The organism is Paenibacillus sp. V4I9, assembly GCF_030817295.1.
Taxonomy (GTDB): Bacteria; Bacillota; Bacilli; order Paenibacillales; family NBRC-103111; genus Paenibacillus_E.
Map to the genome: position 1 here is coordinate 2,762,220 of NZ_JAUSZE010000001.1, position 21,904 is coordinate 2,784,123.

The following is a 21,904-nucleotide window of genomic DNA, read 5'->3' on the forward strand; positions in this document are numbered from 1 at the left end:
AGGAGAGAAGGGGCTTTCACTTCCTCCCGATTGCTGGGATGCTTTCGGCACTTGCCTTGGTAGTTATCGGTTATTTTTTGGTATCGAATGCTTTATCGTAATCCTTCCATAAGCCTTTCTTTTTATTACGGGCTGTTTCTTGATCTTTCTTAAAGGCATCCACGTACTTGACGTTCGGAGGATATGTAGCGATCCGCGCATACCCCTCTTGAACCAGGGTACGGTTAAACAGTTCTTCTCCGATCCATACGTAAACGAGCAAACGATCATATTGATCCTTTTTATCTACATCAAATTCAAGCTCGACGGTTTCCTTCTCCAATCGCTTCTTCGTATAAGCACTTGCTTCTTTCCCATAAAACATTACCGGTGTATTAGGTTTCTTCGTCTCAGGTGTGTCCACACCAATTAATCGAACTTTCTCTTTCTTCCCCTTTATTGTGACCTCAAGCGTGTCACCGTCCACGATACGTTCCACTTTTACACGCTCTCTGCCAGCTACAGCTGCGGGTTTACTCCCACAAGCAGTCATCAAGATAGCTAGACTTAGCAGTACAGCAAGAGAGATTTTCCATTTGCGCATGAATGACCTCCTTAGAGTTTTCGTAAGAAAACTTTCTTCGTAAGCATAAGCTGAGTTTTCCTTTAGGAAAACTTGCATCGTAAGCATTTCCTTAAGTATGTTTTAGACGTTAGCATGGTGGGGATGTTTAAATCAAGTGCTTTCCTTTCATACTAGGAAAAAAGGAGGCAGCACATGATTGCCATGGATCCTACCCGTCCTCTGATTGTACAGAGCGATTTATCGATATTAGTGGAAACGAATCACCCGGAATTTGAAGCTGTAAGGGGGACCATATCCCGTTTCGCGGATCTGATCAAAAGCCCGGAGCATCTCCATACGTATCGGATTACGCCATTATCGCTATGGAATGCTTCAGCGGCAGGGATGCCAATAGAAGAAATGTCGGTTTTTTTACAGCGATATGCGAAATTTGGTGTTCCTCCCGCGGTACTGAGCAGTATACGTAAATATGTGAAGCGCTACGGCATACTGCGTATAGAGAATGTCGGAAATGAGCTCTATTTAGTTAGCGATGATACGGTCGTGTTAAAAGAAATTAGCGCGTACGATTCGTTGAAGAGGTATTTAGAGGATACCCGCGGAGAGCGCGCTATTGCTATTTCTCCGATTTCACGAGGTGTCTTGAAGCAAGAACTTATCAAGCTGGGGTATCCTGTTGAAGATTTGGCCGCTTATCGCAGCGGTGAGTATCTTCCGATTCAGCTTCGGAATGAAGATACGATGGAAGCGCCGTTCCAGCTGCGTGATTACCAAAAGCATGCTGTAGATGCTTTTAACCGTGTAGGAGAAGGCGGCAGCGGTGTGTTGGTGCTCCCCTGTGGAGCGGGGAAGACAGTGGTCGGCATTGCTGCGATGGCCAAGTGCAACTGTGCTACATTGATTCTGACAACCAATGTTACTTCGGTGAAGCAGTGGAAGCGTGAGATTTTGAGCAAAACGGGCTTAGCGGAAGATCAGGTAGGGGAATATAACGGCACAACGAAGGAAGTAAGGCCCATCACGATTGCGACTTATCAGATTTTGACGCATCGAGGGAAGAAAGAAGACGAATTCTCTCACATGCGGCTGTTTAGTCAAAGAGACTGGGGGTTGATTATTTATGATGAGGTTCATCTTTTGCCAGCCCCCGTTTTTCGGGCCACAGCAGAGATACAAGCGACTCGCAGACTCGGGTTAACGGCTACATTAATTAGGGAAGACGGTCGAGAAGAAGACGTTTTCTCACTTGTAGGACCGAAGAAATATGATATGGCTTGGAAAGAGCTAGAGTCAATGGGCTGGATAGCCAAGGTCGCCTGCAAGGAAGTACGAGTGCCTCTATCGGCTTTGGATCGGGATCGTTATGGAGCCTCAGGTGCTAGGCAGCAGTTCAGGATTGCTGGAGAAAATGCCGCTAAGCTAGACGTTATTGACCACTTATTGCTGCTTCATGCTAATGAACAGACGTTAATCATCGGCCAATATATTAGTCAGTTGGAGCTTATCGCTGCCCATACCGGCGCGCCTATGATCAGCGGTGGAGTGGCGCATGAACTCCGAGAGGAACTATACGACCAATTCAAGAAGGGTCAGCTGCCCCTCCTTATTGTATCCAAGGTTGCCAATTTTGCAGTGGACCTGCCCGATGCCGTCGTAGCCATTCAGGTGTCGGGCAGTTATGGTTCGCGGCAAGAAGAGGCGCAGCGGCTTGGGCGCATCCTTCGACCTAAGAGCAGCGGTACGAACGCAGCTGTCTTCTATTCTCTGATTAGCGAGGATACGAAGGAGCAGGATTTTGCTATGAAAAGGCAGTTATTTCTAGTTGAGCAGGGCTATCAATATAGCATAACGAGTTGGAATCAAGCGGCAAAATGACGACGAGAAGGAGCATAGGATGAGATTTGAACATATCGATAGGAAAATGCCCCGAGAACTGAGGGAGCTCATTATTGAACAAAAATGGTGCAGTTCTTTCCTAGAACAAGGTGTGGCATTTCCTGATTTAATGACGGATCGGAAGTACCTTGCTGAGTTGAACCGGCATTTGTCAGTGGATGAAAAGCATACTCTGCGTCTCATATTATCCACTTTCGGCTGTGAACCGTTTACAAAAGACGCGTTGGAAAAGCAAGCAGCTCTTCGTATGGCGGGTGCGCAAGTCGCTCTAGGCCTTGTAGGACTTAGAAGAGCAGGCGTTATTGCGGCTTTTCGCAAAGCATGGGGGGAGCAGCTTTTTATCCTGCCTGAGGATACTTTTGCAGCGTGGCACCTGTTGTTATTTCCGTCAGATCAGCTTCAAACAGGTAAAGAGGATTTGGCTCTTGAGCTGTGGGAAGCCGGGAGCTCTGGTCAATTAAACACATCAGATGCAGCAGCGCCGATTAATCCTAGAGGCTTGGCACAGCAGCTGTTTCATTTTCTGGTGGCTTGCAACCAACAGCCATCGCTACCTCTCACGAATAAAGGGATTTTACATAAAAAGCAGCTGCAAAAGCTAACGGAACATCTAGCCTTGCCTAATGATATTTTATGCTCTGCTGGGCTTACTTACGCATTTAGAGACGTTTATAACGAACCTGCCGCGCTAATGATTGAAATGGCTATTCGCATGGGTTTCCTTTCTATTCATAGTCAAGGTGACCGTTACCTTTTCAACCAGCAGGCCTGTCTAAGATGGCTTCAGGACTCCTATGATAAGCAGCAGGGGCAGCTATATCAGATTTGGCGTCAACTGTTGATTCCTGCACCTGTCTGGCTTGAACATGGCATATCATTGATGGAGAGGGGAGAGTTCGGACAGTGGTATGAAGTGGACACTATTGTGAAAGAAATCCGTTCTTGCTGTTCCTTCGGGGGACAGGTGATGGGTGAATCATCGCTTCGCAAGTCTATCATGACCACATGGATGGCTCCTTTGTCTGTTTTTCGTTTCATAGAGTTGGGTACCGATCAGGATGATCATCTATGGTTTCGATGGTTAATCACACCGATACAAGAGGCCTCACATTATAAGGATGATGGCCTCAGATCGTCAGAAACGCATGTTGAGGTGCATCCCTCGCTTTATGTGCAGCCGGATTTCGAAATGTTACTCCCCCCTGACGTATCGCTTCGCACAGAATGGGATATCGCGGCTTTCGCTGACCTCAAAATGACAGATCTTGTTCGTACCTATCGCATAACCAAAGAAAGCTTCTATCGTGCTTGTGAGAAGGGTCTGAGCAGCGAAGAGATGATTCGGATGCTGCACGAGAACGCACTCTACGAAGTACCTGCACATATAACGCTTACTTTACAGCAATGGGGGGAGCAGGCCGGTAAGCTGTATATCGAAGAAGTAACACTGCTTCGATGCCGTTCCGAGGATATTGCAGAGGCACTGCTTAGAAACGAGAAATGCCTTCCACTTCTCGGGGACCGCGTTGGCGGCTCAGACTTTATTATTTTGCGTCAACATCTTACAATGCTTACGAAGTGTCTGGAGAATATGGGTTTCAATCCAAGAAGCAGCCGAAAAGACGAGAACTCAGTGATTTCCAATCCCTTGATTTCGTCCGAAAATCAGACAGGTGGCCTTTGTTATTCACGGGATACCATTCAGCTCTATGAAATGGATACCCATTTGCCGGAGCGGTATGAATTGTATCCGGATATGCAGGATATTCCTGTAAGCTGGATTAAGGAAATCCGTGAGTATCATGGCTCTACACGCAAAGAGATGATCCGTAAAGCTATTGAATGGAAAAGCGTTCTGCAGCTTCGTAAAGAAGGGCGAAATCGCTTCATTATCCCCCGAATTCTTCGCGAAGAACGGTCGGGCTGGATATTGGAAGGACTGGAGGAATATCAGGAGATTTCTTTGGCGAGCGAGGATTGGGAGGAAATGAAGCTTATTTTGCCTGGTATCAATGATGAAGGTGTTTATACATTGGATAGAAGAAGCTAATGATCAAATGAACGAGGATTTCGCTGCAAAGAGAAAAGGAAGAAACTCTTGGGGAACTGTGGTATAGTAGAGATGTTATCTATTCTTTGAGAGGAAGGATGTTGATCGTAGTTATGTTACAGACAATGGAAGCAGAAACAATAGATATGTCGGCCGTTCTTATGCAGGCTTATGACATGGGTGATATGATTAATTCCTCTGCTGAAGTGGCAGATTATTTATATTGGAAGATCGCTGTGGAGAACAGCGCGGAAGTTCGGGATCTTAAAGCGGTTTTCGCCAGAAAGAAAGATGCTTTCGAGGAATGTGAACGCTTCGGGCATTACCACCCAAGCTATCACGAAGCATTAGCCGCGGTGAATGAGATTCAGGAGAAGCTGCATGCTGTTGAAGCGGTGCGTAGGTTCAAAGAAGCGGAAGACCGTTTGGACGATTTGCTGTTTACGGTTTCAACGACGATCGCGCATGCGGTCTCCGATACGATTAAAGTCCCAAGTAATAATCCACTTCCAACTGGCAAAGGCTGCAGTTCCGGTGGAAGCTGCAGCGGGAATTGCGGGTAAAAACTAAAGCTGGAAATCGGGGCGGATGATTCCGACCTCGGTTCCCTGCCAGTTATGAATAGTAGGGGTATGATAGGATGCAAGTTCGCCTACTTCGGATTCCGAGAGCAAGCTTAACTGCTTCAAAGCTTCGACGACAGCGGGATACAAGGCCCGAACGGTACCGTCTTCGATCTTTAAGACAAAGCCTAGTCCCTGCTCAGGAATTGTGATGGCGAAGATGCCTTCGGCTCCCATCTTGCCGATGATACGGCCACCCGTAACCTCGATTAATCGCGTATCGAAGCGGTCGCTTCCCGCGAGGAATTGAGGATATTTTCGCACCGCGGCGACAATTCTTTGGCAAGCGTTTGCACGTGCTTGCGGCAATTCGTCAGGGCGGCCTAATCTGGCGAAGGCAAGTGCCAGTTGGTCAATCGTCATACCGAATACGGGCACCCCACAACCGTCAATCCCGAGATGCATCTGCGGCTTCGGCACGCCGGTCATGGCACATACCGCATCTAGCATAAGCTGCTGAACAGGATGCTGGATGCTCATGTAGGTATCCGGCGATGCACCCAGGTGTGCACTTAGCGCTAGCATGCCCGAATGTTTGCCCGAGCAATTGTTGTGCAAGGTGGTCGGGGACTCTCCTCGCTCGCGCATCGCCTTTGCAGTCGGTGCGTGGTAAGGATCATGTGCACCGCACTGCAGGTGCTCATGATGGTAACCGAGCTTGCCCAGGATACCCTGGGCCGTGCTCACGTGCTCAGCTTCCCCGTTGTGGGAAGCGCAGCATAAGGCGATTTCGGCATCAGTGAGGCCGAAATGATCAGCTGCGCCGGATTCAATCACCGGCAATGCTTGTAAGAGCTTCGCTGTCGAACGGGCGAAGGTGAGCAGCTGCGGGTCGCCTGCTTGATGCAGCAGCGTCCCCCCAGCGTTAACGACCGCGAGGTGGACGCGGTGAATACTTTCTGTTATGCTTCCACGGAATATGCGGACCATGGTGTCAGAAGGCTTCATGTAGTGGTATCACTCCATACTAGGATTATTGAAAAGAGGTTGCAATCATGATGATCGAGCGTAGCGGATTAATCATTTGGGTAAACGATATCAAAGCCGCCAGAAACTTGGAACGGTTCGGTTCCCTTCATTACATATCCAAGAAAATGAATTATGCCGTTCTTTATATACATGCCAGCAAAGTAGATGAGACAACACGGAACCTGTTGAAGCTCCCGTACGTCAAAAAGGTAGAGAAGTCTTACCGAAACGAAATTAAAACCGAATACAGTAGTGATGTGCCGGACAAAACTAGATTTTACACCCTTTGAGGCTGCAGTGCAAAACGAAAGCTTCGTAAGAAGCTTTTTTTATTTTTTGAATTTTTAGAAAATAAGCATTTTTTCATGATTTCACAAATATTTATTAATAATTTTATATATTCTTTCATAGGAAAAAAAGTTATAATCAAGTAAAATATAACTTACAGGCACATAGGGAATAGGTACACGGTCTCATTTTAGTAGGAAAGGGGTTGTGATCATGAAAGACAAGGTGATGGGGAGATGGAGTACTTATGAACCATTCTTCGTACAGCTGGGTGACAAGAAAGTGGCGGATGTCGTGATCACGAATCATGCTAAGCTGAGATGGAGTGATCGTATTTCTAGCGAAAACAATTCACTCGAGGAAATTTGTGCTTTTCTGTGGGAAAAGCTTAAAAATGATAGCATCGTCCCTTATTATCGCAATGAAGAAGACGTTTATCTCATTGATGACGACCTTGTTGTTGTTGCCGAGTTTTCCCATCTGGAACATGAAACTGATCTTGTGGGTAATCCGCTTCACAAAATGATTATTGTTACTTTCCTTGGGAAAATGTCGGAAACGATGGAGCTTCGTGATTTGAAGTCTTATTACTCTTGGCTTAGACACTCACGTCGCATGACACTGATCAAGAACAGTCGTAAGCGTCGATAGCCGAATAGGTTGCTTAACTGGAGTGTGTCGATGAAGGCATGCTCTTTTTTGCGTCTTAATGGACTGTGTGCTTGCGATTTCATATAATGGAAACAAAGAGAGGCGGGTTTACATGGCACTTAATTTTCATCAACTACATATCTTCTTTACCGTGGCGGAGAAAGGCAGCTTCTCTCATGCGGCGGGAGCCCTGCATATGACACAGCCTGCTGTGACCATGCAGGTACAATCACTGGAAGATTATTTCGGCGTCAAGCTATTTCACCGCAGCACCAAGAAGATCGAGCTGTCCGAAGCGGGACGAGCACTGCTGCCTTTTGCTAAAAACAGCATTGAGCTTATCCGTGAGACCGATGTTGCCATGTCCAAATTTACGAAGATGATTGAAGGACGGCTGCAGTTGGGCGCCAGCTTGACGATGGGGGAATACATTTTACCTCGCCTTCTTGGGCCCTTCAGCAAAGACTATCCTAACATCTCCGTATCGATGAAAGTGATGAATACGACCCAGATTTTGGACGAGGTCCTGGGTCATCAGCTCAATTTCGGACTTGTCGAAGCGCCCATTCATCATCCGGATGTCCATACCGAAGCAATTCTTAGTGATGAGCTTAAGCTCATCGTGCCTGCGGACCATCCGTTAGCCGATATGGAGGTTGTAACTCTGGAGGAGCTGCTGAAATATCCGTTTGTTCTTCGTGAGCAAGGATCCGGGACGAGAAGAGTGATGGAAGAGGAGTTCGCGCGCTGCAACGTGGATTGTTCTTCCATGAAGATTGTCATGGAGCTTGGCAGCACAGGTGCTATCAAATCTGCTGTTGAAGCGGGTTTGGGTATATCCATTCTTTCCCAGTCATCCGTTAAGCATGAAGTGACGCTAGGCCTTTTTAAAGTGAAGCAGATCGAGAACATTGCTTTCGAACGCAGCTTCTATGCCATTTACTTGAACTCTACGCTGCTGCCTATATCGGCAGTAAGCTTCATGACCTTTTTGCGACAAGAGGATTTGAGCCGCTTCCTTTAATATTTTACATAAATCTACAGTTCACTAATGATAAGTTCATAGTTGTCATTTCCGATGAAGGAAGGGAATAGAAAATGTCTGCAAGAATCGAAGCGGATTTACATACACATACGACAGCATCAGATGGGACTGAGCGCCCTGCGGCTAACGTTCAAATGGCTTTTGACGCTGGACTAGGCGCTATCGCGATCACGGACCATGATACGGTCTCAGGTGTCGCAGAGGCGCTCTTAGCGGGGCGTGAGCTCGGTATTGAGGTTGTGCCAGGAGTTGAAATCTCCACGGTTGCGGGTGGGCAGGATATCCATGTGCTGGGTTATTATATTGACATTAATAATGAGCAATTTCTTCAGAGACTGGCGTCTTTGCGAGAAACGAGAGATACCCGCAATAATATGATTATTGAGCGCTTACAGCAGCTCGGACTAGACATTACAATGGCGGAAGTACTGCGGGAAGTAGAGAATATTAAGAGTAAGGGCGACACAGTTGGAAGGCCTCACATCGCTGCGGTGCTGCTGAATAAAGGCTATGTGAGCTCGATTAGCGAGGCTTTTGACCGGTATTTAGGCACTGGTGCTGCAGCTTATGCCAATCCACCAAGGATCGAGCCAGCTACGGCGATTGGGTGGATCCAAGAAGCGGGAGGAAAGGCCGTCCTCGCCCATCCAGGTATTTACCATGATGATACCCTTGTAGAGGCAATTATCCATCAAGGCCTGAATGGTATTGAAGTCTATCACTCAGACCATACGCCGGAAGAAGAAGCGAAATATCTCAGCCTTGCACAGCGCTCCGGACTTCTCATAACGGCTGGTTCCGATTTCCATGGTGAACGAGGCGGTGTAGTATTCCACGCACCTATCGGTTCAAGGCGAATAGGAATCGATGTTTTACAACGCCTAAAACCAGAGAAGGAGCAGCGTACATGAAGAAAATTCGCAAAGCTATTATCCCTGCAGCAGGTCTGGGAACTCGTTTCCTGCCAGCTACAAAGGCGCAGCCCAAAGAGATGCTGCCTATTGTTGATAAACCTGCCATTCAATATATCGTGGAAGAAGCGATCGAATCTGGCATTGAAGATATTATTATTGTCACTGGACGCAATAAGCGTGCAATTGAAGATCATTTTGACAAATCGGTTGAACTTGAGATGATGCTGGAGGAAAAAGGCAGTACACAGCTTCTCGAAATCGTGCAATCCGTTTCGAATCTGGCCGATGTTCACTATATTCGGCAAAAGCAGCCTCTCGGACTTGGTCATGCGATTCTATGCGCCCGCAAATTCATTGGGGATGAGCCATTCGCTGTTCTGCTTGGCGATGATATTCTCCAATCCTCGCCGCCAGGACTTAAGCAAATGATGGACATTTATGAACAATCCGAAACGTCCGTCATTGCTGTGCAAGAAGTGCCATGGGAAGATGTAAGTAAGTATGGTATTGTCTCTCCCGCAAGCAGCTTAGCCAAGTACCAGTTGATAGAAGATCTGGTTGAGAAGCCTGACCGTGATCAGGCGCCTTCGAATTTAGCCGTTATTGGGCGATATATCATTATGCCGGGAATTTTCGGCATTCTGGAGAGACAAGAGCCTGGCCGCGGCGGCGAAATTCAATTGACTGACGCTTTGCGTGTACTCAACAGGCAGCAGCAAATGGCTGCCTATCTGATGCAAGCTAAGCGCTACGACGTTGGCGATAAGATGGGATACATAGAAGCGACCATCGAACTTGCCTTGCAGCGTCCAGATTTACAGGACCAAGTAAAAGCTTATCTATTATCTCTGATTCGTCAGTTGGAATTGAAATAGAGAAACGCTTATGTGTCGATCGGCAGAAAAACAGCCGTGTTGGACATGGTTATTTCATAAAAATATGACACACAAAGAACCTAGCGGGTTAACTCGCTAGGTTCTTTATTCTCCCAATTTTATTTTATCGTAACGTTCATCTGCTTAATCATGTTCTCATCCGGCGTCACGAATAGCGTCTTCTGATTCACATAGATGACAAATCCGGGCTTTGCCCCATTTGGCTTGTGAACATGTTTAATGGCTGTATAGTCAACTGGGACTTGGCTGGAATGCTTGGCTTGACTGAAATAAGCGGCCAATTGGGCTGCCTCCAGCAGGGTAGTTTCTGAAAAACTATCGCTGCGAATCACGACATGGGAGCCAGGAATATCCTTCGTATGCAGCCAAGTATCCATCGAAGAGGCAAGTCGATTCGTTAAATATTCGTTCTGCGTATTATTTTTACCAACATAGATAGGAACACCTTCACTGGAAAGGTAGCAGGCCAAAGCCGGCTTATCTTTCTTTTTCTTTTTACGTTGTTTTTTGTTACGGTCACGTACATAACCTTGCTCCATAAGCTCATCGCGGATCTCTTCGATATCGGTCAAAGAAGCGACACTAAGCTGCTGCAGCAAGGAGTTTAAGTACGTAATCTCTTGATGGGTTTGTGCAATTTGTTCCTCGACAATCGCCGTGCTGTTTTTCATTTTTGTGTACTTTTTAAAATACCGCTGTGCATTTTCAGAAGGGTTCAATAGCGGATCCAGCTTTATTTTTATCAAAGCCTGGTCCTCATCATAGTAGTTGATAATCTCGACCTCGCGATCCCCTCTTTTTATCAGGTGAAGGGAGGCCGTCAACAGCTCGCCGAGAATCCGATATTTGTCGGCATCTTTAGATTCATCAACGGTTTCTTGAAGTTTTTCCAACTTTTTAACATTTTTATTCGCTTCGTTATGCAAAAAACGGAGCAAATCAGCCACACGTTGTTTGACCGTATCTCTTTCCGCTTTGTCGCCATAAAAGTGCTCCAAACAATCACTTGGTGTCGCATATGACGTGGAAATGCCGGTAATGTGTCTTAAGGGTGTCATGGCAAAGAACAATTTACCGGTACCTTCTTGCTCTACAATAACGGGTTCGTACCGATGCTGACGTACAGCCGTCATGACACCATCGAAAGCTGTCCACAAGGCCGCTAGGTCATCTCCTTGTTCGTTGTTCCCGTCTTGACGGCTGCGGAATACGATTTCTTTGGCAATCAAAGGACTTAGCCCACTGAATGCAGCGACTAATTTGTGTTCAGGTTTCTCCTTGGACTCTTCTTGACCTGAATCTTGACTAAGAGCATGCTGGAACGTGGAGGCATCGGCCTCTAGTGGATTTTGTTTGTCCTGCTCAGGCGGCGTGACATACTTGCTTCCCGGCATGACAATCCGATAAGAACTGATGGCAGGAGTAACGTGATGGATGCCGTCTAGAATTGTTTCCGTTGCCGGGTCCAGCAGAATAATATTGCTGTGTCGCCCCATGATTTCCACAATGATATGTTTGGTGCTCATATCTCCCAATTCATCGCGATGACGAATTTGCAAACGGATGACACGCTCCATGCCTATTTGTTCCACGGCTTCAATAACGCCGCTCTCACAGTGTTTGCGAAGCAGCATACAGAACATAGGAGCATCCATTGGATTTAACGAGGACTGCTCGGTGATTTGGACCCTTGGATAGGTAGGATTTGCTGAAAGAAGTAGTTTCACATTTTGCCCTTGTGCTCGGATGTGCATAATAATGTCATTTTCAGTGGGCTGGTGAATTTTATTGATTCGGCCTCCTACACACATTTGCAGTTCGTGAACAATTGCATGAAGGACTAGTCCGTCTAAAGCCATGATACATACAACTCCATTCTAGGTTGAAAACTTTGCTAACCTCTATGATGCCATACTTTTCACAAAAACTTAAGCGTTAGTCGGCAAGAAAGATGATTTCAGGGATATTTTCCTGCTTGTCTGAATACATTTACTTATGAGTTAATGGCGAGATTATGTGGAAGTGGGAGGGAGAAAGGCGGATGAGTCAGAATAATTGGTACCAGTTGACGTCGGAGGAAGTCCTGCAGTCACAGCAGGTGAACATGCAGCAAGGATTGCCCTGGGAGGAAGCTTGGAAGCGACAGGCAGAAGTTGGTCGAAACGAGCTTTCCGAAGGGAAGCGTGTTTCTCCGATTACACTGCTTTTGAATCAATTCAAAGATTTCATGGTGCTGGTCTTATTGGGGGCGACCTTGATTTCCGGCTTGTTGGGTGAATATTTAGATGCCATTACCATTATCGTCATTATTGTGATGAATGGCATTCTTGGCTTTACACAGGAATTTCGGGCGGAACGTTCATTACGTGCACTTAAAGAACTGTCAGCCCCTAACGCAAACGTTTGGAGAGAAGGGGCTATTCATCAAATACCGGCTCGCGATTTGGTTCCAGGCGATATTATTTTGCTCGAAAGTGGCGACCGGGTGCCGGCAGATGTGCGGTTTCTGGAAACAAATGGCTTATATATCGAGGAGTCAGCCTTAACAGGGGAGTCGGTAGCCGTCGGTAAAATAACATCGGCTATATCTAACGATGAAGTACCTCTTGGGGATCAGCGTAATCTGGGTTTCATGGGTACGATGGTCGCGCGTGGAACAGCCAAAGCCATTGTTGTTCGTGTCGGGATGAGCACGGAGATGGGAAAAATCGCTGATCTGATTCAAAATACAGAATCAATGGAAACGCCGCTTCAGCATCGCTTGGAACAGCTTGGGAAGATTCTGATCATTGTCGCGATTGCTTTGACAGTCCTTGTTGTTATCGCAGGTATTATGCATGGACAACCACCTTATGCGATGTTCCTGGCCGGTGTCAGCTTAGCCGTCGCCGCTATTCCTGAAGGACTTCCGGCTATAGTAACCATTGCGCTTGCACTCGGCGTACAGCGAATGATTAAGCGTAAAGCCATTGTAAGGAAATTGCCTTCTGTAGAGACTTTAGGTTGTGCCTCGGTCATCTGCTCTGATAAAACAGGAACGCTGACTCAGAATAAAATGACGGTTACCCATTTATGGGTGGGCGGCGACGTGTTGGAAGTGACGGGTGACGGTTATACGCCGGTTGGGGATATCCAATTAAGTGGACAAAACACCGATGCGCTTAAGAATCCATCACTCAGTAAACTGCTTCACGTGTCCGTGCTTTGTAATAATGCAACTTTGTATGAGGAAAAGCAGGAGTTGAAACGGAAGAAGGGCAAGGATGGCAAAGACGGCGTCGTCTCTGTTTGGAACATCAAAGGGGATCCAACTGAGGGCGCATTAGTTGTCCTGAGTGCGAAAAGTGGCATTACCCAGGAATCGCTAAGCGAGAAGTATAAGCGTATCGCCGAATTTCCTTTTGACTCTGATCGCAAAAGAATGTCTGTACTTGTGACTTCAGAGCATGGTCGCATGGCTTGCACGAAGGGAGCTCCTGATGTTCTAATTCAACACTGCAGCTACATTCTTTGGGATGGAAAGGTAATTCCGTTCACATCTACACTTAAACAGAAAGTGATATCTGCAAATGAAGGAATGGCCAAATCCGCTCTGCGGGTGTTGGGGATTGCGTACAAAGAACTTAAGAGCAGTGACCGATACGAGGAATACGATGATGTGGAAAACAGTCTGATCTTTGTCGGATTAACCGGCATGATTGATCCGCCGCGTAAAGAAGTTCGTGAGTCGATCTCGAAGTGCCGTAAAGCAGGCATCAAAACGGTCATGATTACAGGGGACCATCAGACAACAGCTGAGGCGATAGCTAAGCAGCTTGGCATGCTTCCTGCGAATGGAGTCAGTATGAGTGGTCAGCAGATTGCGGGTCTCTCTGACGATGAACTGGATGCTAAAGTGAATGATACCTATGTGTATGCGAGGGTATCCCCTGAGCATAAACTGCGTATCGTCAAAGCTTTGCAGCGCAAAGGGCATGTAGTGGCCATGACAGGGGATGGCGTGAACGATGCGCCAGCGATCAAAGCTGCGGATATCGGCATTGCGATGGGGATTACAGGGACGGATGTATCCAAGGAAGCTTCGTCTTTAATTCTCAGTGATGATAACTTCTCCACGATCGTTGCAGCGATTGAAGAAGGACGCGGTATTTATGAAAATATTCGTAAATTCATTCGGTATCTGCTTGCCTCTAATGTGGGCGAAATTATGACGATGTTCATTGCGATGATGGCCGGTCTGCCTTTGCCGCTTGTACCTATTCAAATTCTATGGGTGAATCTTGTCACCGACGGCCTTCCTGCTATGGCGCTAGGTGTTGATCAAGCGGAAAAGGATTTGATGCAGCACAAGCCGCGCTCGGCGAAAGAAAATATTTTCGCAAGACGATTAGGTTGGAAAATTATTTCCAGAGGTATTCTTATCGGCGTTTGCACCTTGGGTGCTTTCTGGCTCGTATTACGAGTCAACCCAACTGATGCCGAGACCCTGCTGAAAGCGCAAAGCATCGCATTTGCCACTTTGGTAATGGCTCAACTCATTCACGTATTTGATTGCCGCAGTTCACGCTCTATTTTCCACCGTAATCCTTTTCAAAATCGTTACCTTGTTCTCGCTGTGCTTTCCTCGCTTATATTGATGCTGGCCGTTATGTATGTGGAAGCTCTTCAACCTATCTTCAAAACGGTTCCACTTGGTTGGAAGGATTGGATTCTGGTTCTGATCGCCGCTGGCATTCCGACCTTCTTAATGGGGCTGGGCAGTGTGCTGTCGCCAAAACGCAACAAGAATTCACGTTCTGTTTCGTATAATTCTTCCAAGCCAAGTTTTAGATGAATAGATGTATACATTAAAAGCCGCCTTTGGGCGGTTTTTTTCGTTAATAAGGCAAAGTAGCAAGTTTGCTGGGTGGGGATGAGACGGGGCAATGTAAGTGTATGAAATAATAACCTATTGGTGAAATTATGTACAAGCATGGAAGGAGCGTACCACATCATGGGAATTATTAAATTTTTATCCAATAAGTTCAAATTAAGTGTGCTAACCCATCATAAGCAAAAACCAGGCGACGATGATTCACTGAGTTTAAAAAAGGATCTTAAGGAAAACATTCAAAGGATCAAACAGACTTTTGGAAACAGCGCGGATATCGTGGTTAGAGAATGGCGTTCCGAGGGTTCCAACGCTGTCGAAGTGGCCATTATCTATGCTAGTGGACTAGCCGATGTCAAATTAATTAATCAATTTATAATAGAACCCCTGATGGCATTAGATCAGAACCAGCATTTCTCGGGTCTACAATCGCCAGAAGGAAATCATTTAGATGAATTTAAACAGCTGCTGCTGCCCGTTGGCGGAATTCATGATGGATTAAACCTAGATATGCTGCTGTCAGGTATTTTGTGTGGAGACACCGTTCTCTTATGCCAAGGCTATGATCAGGGTTTAATCATTACTTCAAAAGGCTGGGAAGATCGCCCCATTCAGGAGCCGAGCTCCCAAACGGTGATACGAGGTCCCAAGGATGGATTCACTGAAAATATAACAACAAATATTGCATTAATTCGGCGAAAGATTAAAAATCCTAACCTCTGGATAGAGGGATTTATTGTCGGTCGAATCACGAAAACCAGCGTTTCTATTGTATACATCAATGGCATAGTAAAAGACCACGTGGTGAAAGAGGTTCGTGACAGAATTGGACGTATTCAAATAGATGGCATCTTGGAAAGCGGCTATATCGAGGAATTGATTCAGGATAAGACATTTACACTTTTTCCCACGATCTATAACACTGAAAGACCTGATGTGATTGCGGCTGGACTTTTGGAGGGGCGTGTTGCGATTCTTGTGGACGGGACGCCGTTTGTTCTCTTGGTTCCAGCTATATTTCCGCAATTTTTTCAGTCTGCGGAAGACTATTATCAGCGTTCCGATATTTCTACCCTATTGCGTCTTCTGCGGTATTCAGCTTTGCTGATTGCCCTGCTGGGACCCCCCTTGTACATTGCGATTACAACGTTTCATCATGACATGCTGCCTCCGCGATTATTGATTAGTCTTTCGGCTCAGCGGGAAGGAATACCATTCCCCGCATTTGTTGAAGCTTTAATGATGGAATTAACCTTCGAACTTTTGCGCGAGGCAGGAGTCCGGTTACCTAGAGCAGTTGGACAGTCGATCTCCATTGTTGGAGCGCTGGTCATTGGTCAAGCAGCCGTACAAGCCGGAATCGTATCGGCCGCCATGGTGATCGTTGTCTCCATCACCGCGATTGCCAGTTTTACAATTCCGGCCTACAACATGGCTATTCCCATTCGAATTTTACGATTTGGGATTATGATCCTAGCGGCTTCCTTCGGTTTGTTTGGTATCATTGCAGGGATCATCGCGATCGCCCAACATCTCTGTCAATTAAATTCTTTTGGAGTTCCCTACATGTCTCCATACGCTCCTGTTTTAACAGATGATTTAAAAGATGGGGGGATACGTGTTCCTTGGTGGAAAATGAATGCACGTCCTGTGACTGCGAGTAAGCAAAACCAGATTCGTCAGAGTCATTCGTCTACAACGGACCCAGACCCTGAAGGGAGAGTTTAATACGAAAAGAAGTCTTTATGTAACGTTTGTTACTCTCGTTTGCATGGTGCTTATAACCGGGTGTTGGAATCGTCGCGAGTTGAATGATCTCGCAGTTACCGTTGCTATTGGTGTGGATAAGAATGGCAAGCAAATTATGATTTCCAATCAGATTCTGAACGCGGGAGCCATTTCGGGTAAAGAGGGAGGTTCTTCTTCCGTTGCTCCGGTCACTTTGTTTCAAGAAAAGGGAGACGGATTTCAGGAGGTGGCAAGAAGAATGACGACGAGAAGCACAAGAAAAATCTATGTAGGACAAATGCAGATCCTTATTTTCGGAGAAAAATTCGCAAGGGAGGGCGTGGGTCGGGTACTGGATCACATCTCAAGAGATCATGAATATCGCAAAGACTTTTATGTCATCATTGCTCGGGGAGCTGAGGCGCAAGACATTCTTAAAGTGTTCACCCCTTTGGAAAAAACGCCGGCCACGAAAATGAATGCTTCCCTAGAAGTCTCATCGAAAGCATGGGGGGCGACTGCAGCGGTTAAAATTGACGATTTTACTTCTAATATCATCAGTAAAGGAAAGGAAGCCGTGTTGACAGGAATTACGCTAAATGGTGACCCCCAGGTCGGCAATGATAAAGGGAATGTAGAAAAAATTTTCTCGCCTGCCCGAATCAAATACTTCGGGATCGCTGTTTTCAAAAAAGATAAGCTTTTGGGTTGGTTAAACGAGGAGGAAAGCATGGGATTTAATTATACCCAAGGGGAGGTGAAAAGCACTGCAGTTCTGCTGACTTGTCCTAATGAAGAGAACCACATGACGGTGGAGTTAATGCGTACCAAGAACAAAACGCAGGTTGTCATGAAAAATGGGAAGCCTATTATTAGCCTGAAAATAAAAGCGGAAGGTGCAGTGACCGACGCTCAATGTCCCATGGACTTAACGAAGCCGTCTTCCATCTTACAAATGGAACAATTAACGCAAAACAAAATAAAGGCTTCCATTCTAGCTGCGATAAAAACGGTACAAACCCAGTATAAGTCTGATATTTTCGGATTTGGCGAAGAAGTCGAACGTAATTTCCCTGAATATTGGGAGAAGGCAAAAGATAATTGGGATGAAAGGATGTCCTCGTTGCAAGTAGATGTTCAAATCGAAGTGAAAATCAAGCAAATGTTTAAAACATCAAAATCTTTTTACGAAAGAATGGGGGAGTAGCATCCATTGTGGCGTGTAGCTGCGTTTTTGGCGATTAGTATCATGATGATAGTTATCGAAGTGCCATCACTTATGAAAAGTAAAAAGCGCAGGGAGCTATGGACATTTTTTATCTTGCTTTTTGCCGGGCTTACATTAGGTATAACAGTGAGTTTGGGAGTAGAAGTCCAAACACCTTTAGAATGGATTAAGAAAATTTATGGACCCATCAGCAAAGGCGGATAGGCTAATATGAAAGCGAGACTGTGAACCCAATGTTGGAAAACGAGATGATTCAAGCCAATCAATTTAAAAAAATGGTGTCCATCTTTATTATTGGTACCTCCATCATATTGATTCCGACGATACTTGCTTCTGAAGCTAAACAAGATGGTTGGATTTCCGCTATTGTCGGCATTATAGCTGGTCTTTTACTTGTATGGATATACAATGCGCTTGGCCATCTGTATCCCGGCAGGAGCTTGGTGGAATTAAGTCGAGACATTTTAGGTTCTTGGCTTGGTTCATGCGTGTCTTTGTTGATGGTTTTTTACTGTTTCATTTTAACTACTCTCGTCTTGCGAAATCTCGGTGATTTTCTAACCTCTGCCTTATTACCGGAAACTCCGATTCAAGCGATACATATCGTATATCTATGCATTGTAGTTATAGGTGTGCGTTATGGCCCTTCCAACATAGCCCGTACCGTGGACCTTTTTTATCCATGGATTCTTATTCTTTTTGTTCTGTTCGTCATTTTGCTCGTCCCCAATTTTGAATTCAAACATCTGCAACCGATTTTGGCAAAAGGAATAAAGCCCGTTCTAAACGCCTCTTACCCCTATATTGCTTTCCCCTTCATGGAACTTATTCTATTTTTGATGATCTTTCCGCTTGTGAAGGAGCCAAAGGCAGCAGGAAGAGCATTTTTGAAGGGAACGTTCAATGGAGGACTCATTTTGTTCGTCATTACATTTCTCTGCCTTTTAGTTTTGGGAGCGGAGAACACGGCCAGCAATTTGTATTCAAGCTTTGAATTGGCCAAAAAAATTAAAATAACCGAAATCATTCAGAGAGTTGAGGTTATCATAGCCGCTATTTGGTTTATAAGCATTTTTCTAAAGTTGATTCTTTGTTTTTATATATTAATCTCTAGTCTTTCACAGACTTTGAAACTTTCCGATTATCGATCAATGGCACTACCTATGGGAATGATCCTCTATTCTGCTTCCATCATCATTTCACCCAATATAAGCTATCTAATATCATTTGACATCAAGATTTGGCCGTTGTTTGCCCTAACTTTTGGACTTTTCTTCCCCTTATTGCTTCTAGGGATTGCTTTAATCAAGAGGAAAAGATATTCCTAATAAGTGCTTTAAACCCCATTCTATTGACCTTTTGTGTCAAAAAGACTATGCATCTTGAAGCTTTTACGCTATGATAATGGCTAAACCGCATACTGGGAGTGCTATTAACAATGAATTTCACAAAAATGCATGGTCTAGGCAACGATTTTATCGTAGTAGCTGGTGAGAATGAACTTCCTGCTGATGCAGATCAGCGTGCGATCCAGCTGTGCAATCGTTTTTTTAGTATTGGAGCCGACGGTATTGTCTATATTCTTCCTTCTGACAATGCTGATTTCAAAATGCGCATTATAAACTCCGACGGATCTGAAGCCGAGCAATGCGGCAATGCCATCCGCTGCGTTTCTAAATATGTATACGATCATAAGCTAATTGATAAAACGGAGATTACCGTTGAAACACTTGGCGCAGGCGTACAAAAGGTCCAATTAAATGTACAAGATGGCAAAGTTCGGACTGTTCGCGTAGATATGGGTCAACCGATCCTGAAAGGCCTTCAAGTCCCAACTACGGTCGATGAAGCTAAAGTTATCAATTACCCGATTGAAGTTGACGGGAAAGAATTTCGTTTTACAGCTGTTTCGATGGGGAATCCGCACTGTGTCATTTATGTGGAGGATGCTGTGAATTTCGATCTTGCCACATGGGGGCCGAAGCTTGAAGTTCATCCGATGTTCCCGCGTAAAATCAATGTCGAATTCGTAACGGTGAAAAATCGTGCTTACACGGATATGCGCGTTTGGGAACGGGGAGCAGGTCCTACACTTGCTTGCGGAACTGGCGCTTGTGCAACGCTTGTATCCTCTGTGTTAAACGGTTTAACGGATCGCGAAGCGATGGTTTCGCTCAAAGGCGGAGAGTTGTTTATCGAATGGAATGAAGCGGATAACCATGTTTATATGACTGGACCTGCGGAAGAAGTGTTTACGGGCACGGTTTAAGTTAATTACATTTTTTAGTAGGTGGGGAATTTATCATGAAATTGGATCTTCGTACGGCGCTGCAGCGGGACATTTTGGTCGGTGACGGCGCTATGGGGACTTATTTATATCAGATGGGATTTCCTGTCGGCATTTCTTATGAAGAATTGAATTTGCTTAGACCGGAAACGGTTGCTGACGTGCACCGCCGTTATTTTGAGGCAGGTGCGCGTCTTATTGAAACGAATACATTCTCGGCTAATCGCGAAAAATTATCCAAGTACGGACTAGAAGGCGATGTTGAAGCCATTAACCGCGCAGGTGTTGAGCTAGCCAGAAAAGCGGTTGGCGACGAAGCATATGTCGTTGGGGCTATTGGATCTATTCGTGCGGGCAAGCGCAAAAACGTTCGTACGACGGATGTTGAGGAATCACTCCGCGAGCAGATTGGCATCTTACTGGATTCGCCTGTGGACGGGCTTTTGCTTGAGACTTTCTACGACTTGGAAGAGCTGCAGCTTGCGCTGCGCATCATTCGCAGCATGAGTGAGCTGCCTGTCATTTGTCAGTTCGCTAACGAAGGCACCGGCAGCACACAGGACGGCGTTCCGCTGCAAGAAGCGTTCCAACGGTTACGCAACGACGGGGCTGACGTCATCGGCTTCAACTGCCGCGTCGGCCCGAACGGGATTCTCCGTTCGATGGAGAAGTTAACTCCGATCGCTGGCATCCCGTTCTCCGCGTTCCCGAACGCGGGGCTGCCTGACTACGTCGACGGGCACTACACCTATGCGGCGACGCCTCAGTACTTCGCTGAGAGCGCGCTGCGCTTCGCCGACCTCGGCGCGCGCATCATCGGCGGCTGCTGCGGCACCACGCCGGAGCATATCGCCGCCGTCGCCAATGCGCTGCAAGGCTACGTCCCGGCAGCGCCTGGTACGATGGCCTCGGCGCGACCTGTGCGCGTGAGCGAGCCCGCTCCGGCGAAGCCTGCGCCGCCGGCAGGCAAACCTTCGCTGCTCGAAATCGTGAAGCAGCGCAAAACCGTCATTGTCGAGCTGGATCCCCCTCGGGATCTCGACATCGAGAAATTTATGCAGGGGTCGAAGGCCCTGCAGGATGCGCATGTCGACGCCATTACGATGGCCGACAATTCACTGGCCGTGACGCGCATGAGCAATCTGGCCCTCGGTTACCTCGTGCAGGAACGCTTAAGCGCGCGTCCGCTGATCCACATCGCGTGCCGTGACCGCAACATGATTGGGACACAGTCCCATCTGATGGGTCTTCACGCGCTGGGCATAGACCACGTGCTGGCCGTGACCGGCGATCCCGCCAAATTCGGCGATCTCCCTGGGTCTAGCTCCGTTTACGATCTGACCTCATTCGAGATTATTCGGATGATTAAGCAGCTTAATGAAGGCATTGCCTTCTCGGGTAAGCCGCTAAAGCAGAAGGCCAACTTCGTTGTAGGGGCTGCTTTTAATCCGAATGTGAAGCATCTGGACAAAGCGGTTCAGCGCTTGGAACGCAAAATTGAGGCAGGCGCCGATTACATCATGACGCAGCCCGTTTACGACGCCAAGCTGATTGAACAAATTTATGAAGCGACGAAGCATTTAAATATACCGATTTTCATAGGTATTGCTCCGCTGGCTAGCGGAGGGAACGCTGAATATCTGCACAATGAAGTTCCAGGTATTCGGTTGTCCGATGAAGTGAGAGAACGCATGAATGGACTCAAGGGTCCAGAAGGGCGGGCAATGGGCGTTGAGATTGCCAAAGAGCTGCTGGATGCAGCAATGCCTTTCTTTAATGGCATCTATCTGATGACCCCTTTTCTGGCCTATGAGATGTGCGTAGACCTGACCAAGTATGTATGGGAAAAGTCGAATCGGCATGATTTCCACTTGTACCCACTTTCAAAATGAAT

General features: G+C 46.4%; 18 protein-coding genes. 15 read left to right on the forward strand and 3 right to left on the reverse strand.

What is annotated here, in order from left to right; translation table 11 throughout:
- Positions 1 to 70: 70 nt before the first annotated feature.
- A complete protein-coding gene (locus tag QFZ81_RS12630) occupies positions 71 to 583 on the reverse strand; it encodes a thermonuclease family protein (RefSeq protein WP_307443845.1) in 513 nt (170 codons plus the stop codon).
- 174 nt (positions 584 to 757) lie between these two features.
- Between QFZ81_RS12630 and QFZ81_RS12635 the strand changes: the two genes are divergently transcribed.
- The 3 genes from QFZ81_RS12635 to QFZ81_RS12645 all read left to right on the forward strand — a co-directional run bounded on the left by QFZ81_RS12635 (position 758) and on the right by QFZ81_RS12645 (position 5,074).
- A complete protein-coding gene (locus tag QFZ81_RS12635; RefSeq protein WP_307602971.1) occupies positions 758 to 2,440 on the forward strand; it encodes a DNA repair helicase XPB in 1,683 nt (560 codons plus the stop codon).
- Positions 2,441 to 2,459: 19 nt separating this feature from the next.
- Positions 2,460 to 4,511 carry a helicase-associated domain-containing protein gene (locus QFZ81_RS12640; RefSeq protein WP_307602973.1) on the forward strand — a complete coding sequence of 684 codons (2,052 nt, stop codon included), beginning with the start codon at positions 2,460 to 2,462 and terminating at the stop codon, positions 4,509 to 4,511.
- A gap of 113 nt (positions 4,512 to 4,624) precedes the next feature.
- Entirely contained in the window at positions 4,625 to 5,074 is a 450-nt protein-coding gene (locus QFZ81_RS12645) for a YlbF/YmcA family competence regulator (protein ID WP_029195608.1), read from the forward strand.
- A 3-nt stretch (positions 5,075 to 5,077) separates the two neighbouring features.
- On the opposite strand, the gene QFZ81_RS12650 is transcribed toward QFZ81_RS12645, so the two are convergent.
- Positions 5,078 to 6,082, reverse strand: coding sequence for an asparaginase (locus tag QFZ81_RS12650; protein ID WP_307602975.1), 1,005 nt, complete (start codon positions 6,080 to 6,082; stop codon positions 5,078 to 5,080).
- A 47-nt stretch (positions 6,083 to 6,129) separates the two neighbouring features.
- Here QFZ81_RS12650 and QFZ81_RS12655 point away from each other — a divergent pair, with 47 nt between their 5' ends.
- The 5 genes from QFZ81_RS12655 (at position 6,130) to galU (ending at position 9,876) form a co-directional block, all read left to right on the forward strand.
- Positions 6,130 to 6,393: a YlbG family protein gene (locus QFZ81_RS12655; protein ID WP_029195610.1), complete on the forward strand. Its 264-nt coding sequence runs from the start codon at positions 6,130 to 6,132 to the stop codon at positions 6,391 to 6,393.
- Between the two features lie 211 nt (positions 6,394 to 6,604).
- The gene (locus QFZ81_RS12660; protein WP_307443835.1) at positions 6,605 to 7,042 is read left to right on the forward strand and encodes a hypothetical protein; all 438 of its coding nucleotides are present in this window, start codon (positions 6,605 to 6,607) and stop codon (positions 7,040 to 7,042) included.
- A 112-nt stretch (positions 7,043 to 7,154) separates the two neighbouring features.
- Positions 7,155 to 8,066, forward strand: a complete 912-nt coding sequence (locus QFZ81_RS12665) for a selenium metabolism-associated LysR family transcriptional regulator (RefSeq protein ID WP_307602976.1) — start codon at positions 7,155 to 7,157, stop codon at positions 8,064 to 8,066.
- Positions 8,067 to 8,140: 74 nt separating this feature from the next.
- On the forward strand, positions 8,141 to 8,998 hold the full coding sequence (locus QFZ81_RS12670) for a PHP domain-containing protein (RefSeq protein ID WP_307443832.1): 858 nt from the start codon (positions 8,141 to 8,143) through the stop codon (positions 8,996 to 8,998).
- Positions 8,995 to 9,876, forward strand: coding sequence for a UTP--glucose-1-phosphate uridylyltransferase GalU (gene galU, locus QFZ81_RS12675; protein WP_307602977.1), 882 nt, complete (start codon positions 8,995 to 8,997; stop codon positions 9,874 to 9,876). The genes QFZ81_RS12670 and galU overlap by 4 nt, the downstream gene beginning before the upstream one ends.
- A 119-nt stretch (positions 9,877 to 9,995) precedes the next feature.
- Here the strand turns inward: galU and QFZ81_RS12680 are convergent, their stop codons facing one another.
- On the reverse strand, positions 9,996 to 11,756 hold the full coding sequence (locus QFZ81_RS12680) for an Rqc2 family fibronectin-binding protein (RefSeq protein WP_307602979.1): 1,761 nt from the start codon (positions 11,754 to 11,756) through the stop codon (positions 9,996 to 9,998).
- A gap of 182 nt (positions 11,757 to 11,938) precedes the next feature.
- Here QFZ81_RS12680 and QFZ81_RS12685 point away from each other — a divergent pair, with 182 nt between their 5' ends.
- The 7 genes from QFZ81_RS12685 (at position 11,939) to QFZ81_RS12715 (ending at position 21,902) form a co-directional block, all read left to right on the forward strand.
- Positions 11,939 to 14,731 carry a calcium-translocating P-type ATPase, SERCA-type gene (locus tag QFZ81_RS12685; protein WP_307602981.1) on the forward strand — a complete coding sequence of 931 codons (2,793 nt, stop codon included), beginning with the start codon at positions 11,939 to 11,941 and terminating at the stop codon, positions 14,729 to 14,731.
- A 159-nt stretch (positions 14,732 to 14,890) separates the two neighbouring features.
- On the forward strand, positions 14,891 to 16,495 hold the full coding sequence (locus QFZ81_RS12690) for a spore germination protein (protein WP_307443823.1): 1,605 nt from the start codon (positions 14,891 to 14,893) through the stop codon (positions 16,493 to 16,495).
- Positions 16,479 to 17,702 (forward strand): Ger(x)C family spore germination protein, encoded by a 1,224-nt coding sequence (locus tag QFZ81_RS12695; RefSeq protein ID WP_307606884.1) that lies wholly within the window; start codon positions 16,479 to 16,481, stop codon positions 17,700 to 17,702. The genes QFZ81_RS12690 and QFZ81_RS12695 overlap by 17 nt, the downstream gene beginning before the upstream one ends.
- A 6-nt stretch (positions 17,703 to 17,708) precedes the next feature.
- A complete protein-coding gene (locus tag QFZ81_RS12700) occupies positions 17,709 to 17,927 on the forward strand; it encodes a hypothetical protein (RefSeq protein WP_307443820.1) in 219 nt (72 codons plus the stop codon).
- Between the two features lie 29 nt (positions 17,928 to 17,956).
- On the forward strand, positions 17,957 to 19,051 hold the full coding sequence (locus QFZ81_RS12705) for a GerAB/ArcD/ProY family transporter (RefSeq protein ID WP_307602983.1): 1,095 nt from the start codon (positions 17,957 to 17,959) through the stop codon (positions 19,049 to 19,051).
- Between the two features lie 110 nt (positions 19,052 to 19,161).
- On the forward strand, positions 19,162 to 19,992 hold the full coding sequence (gene dapF, locus QFZ81_RS12710; RefSeq protein ID WP_307602984.1) for a diaminopimelate epimerase: 831 nt from the start codon (positions 19,162 to 19,164) through the stop codon (positions 19,990 to 19,992).
- A gap of 35 nt (positions 19,993 to 20,027) precedes the next feature.
- Positions 20,028 to 21,902, forward strand: coding sequence for a bifunctional homocysteine S-methyltransferase/methylenetetrahydrofolate reductase (locus tag QFZ81_RS12715; RefSeq protein WP_307602985.1), 1,875 nt, complete (start codon positions 20,028 to 20,030; stop codon positions 21,900 to 21,902).
- Positions 21,903 to 21,904: the final 2 nt, after the last annotated feature.

Coding starts and splice junctions, on each gene's coding strand:
- QFZ81_RS12635 (WP_307602971.1), top strand. CDS start 758: ATGATTGCCATGGATCCTACCCGTCCTCTGATTGTACAGAGCGATTTA.
- galU (WP_307602977.1), top strand. CDS start 8,995: ATGAAGAAAATTCGCAAAGCTATTATCCCTGCAGCAGGTCTGGGAACT.
- QFZ81_RS12665 (WP_307602976.1), top strand. CDS start 7,155: ATGGCACTTAATTTTCATCAACTACATATCTTCTTTACCGTGGCGGAG.
- QFZ81_RS12645 (WP_029195608.1), top strand. CDS start 4,625: ATGTTACAGACAATGGAAGCAGAAACAATAGATATGTCGGCCGTTCTT.
- QFZ81_RS12705 (WP_307602983.1), top strand. CDS start 17,957: ATGTTGGAAAACGAGATGATTCAAGCCAATCAATTTAAAAAAATGGTG.
- QFZ81_RS12660 (WP_307443835.1), top strand. CDS start 6,605: ATGAAAGACAAGGTGATGGGGAGATGGAGTACTTATGAACCATTCTTC.
- QFZ81_RS12685 (WP_307602981.1), top strand. CDS start 11,939: ATGAGTCAGAATAATTGGTACCAGTTGACGTCGGAGGAAGTCCTGCAG.
- QFZ81_RS12715 (WP_307602985.1), top strand. CDS start 20,028: ATGAAATTGGATCTTCGTACGGCGCTGCAGCGGGACATTTTGGTCGGT.
- QFZ81_RS12630 (WP_307443845.1), bottom strand. CDS start 583: ATGCGCAAATGGAAAATCTCTCTTGCTGTACTGCTAAGTCTAGCTATC.
- QFZ81_RS12650 (WP_307602975.1), bottom strand. CDS start 6,082: ATGAAGCCTTCTGACACCATGGTCCGCATATTCCGTGGAAGCATAACA.
- QFZ81_RS12670 (WP_307443832.1), top strand. CDS start 8,141: ATGTCTGCAAGAATCGAAGCGGATTTACATACACATACGACAGCATCA.
- QFZ81_RS12680 (WP_307602979.1), bottom strand. CDS start 11,756: ATGGCTTTAGACGGACTAGTCCTTCATGCAATTGTTCACGAACTGCAA.
- QFZ81_RS12690 (WP_307443823.1), top strand. CDS start 14,891: ATGGGAATTATTAAATTTTTATCCAATAAGTTCAAATTAAGTGTGCTA.
- dapF (WP_307602984.1), top strand. CDS start 19,162: ATGAATTTCACAAAAATGCATGGTCTAGGCAACGATTTTATCGTAGTA.
- QFZ81_RS12640 (WP_307602973.1), top strand. CDS start 2,460: ATGAGATTTGAACATATCGATAGGAAAATGCCCCGAGAACTGAGGGAG.
- QFZ81_RS12655 (WP_029195610.1), top strand. CDS start 6,130: ATGATGATCGAGCGTAGCGGATTAATCATTTGGGTAAACGATATCAAA.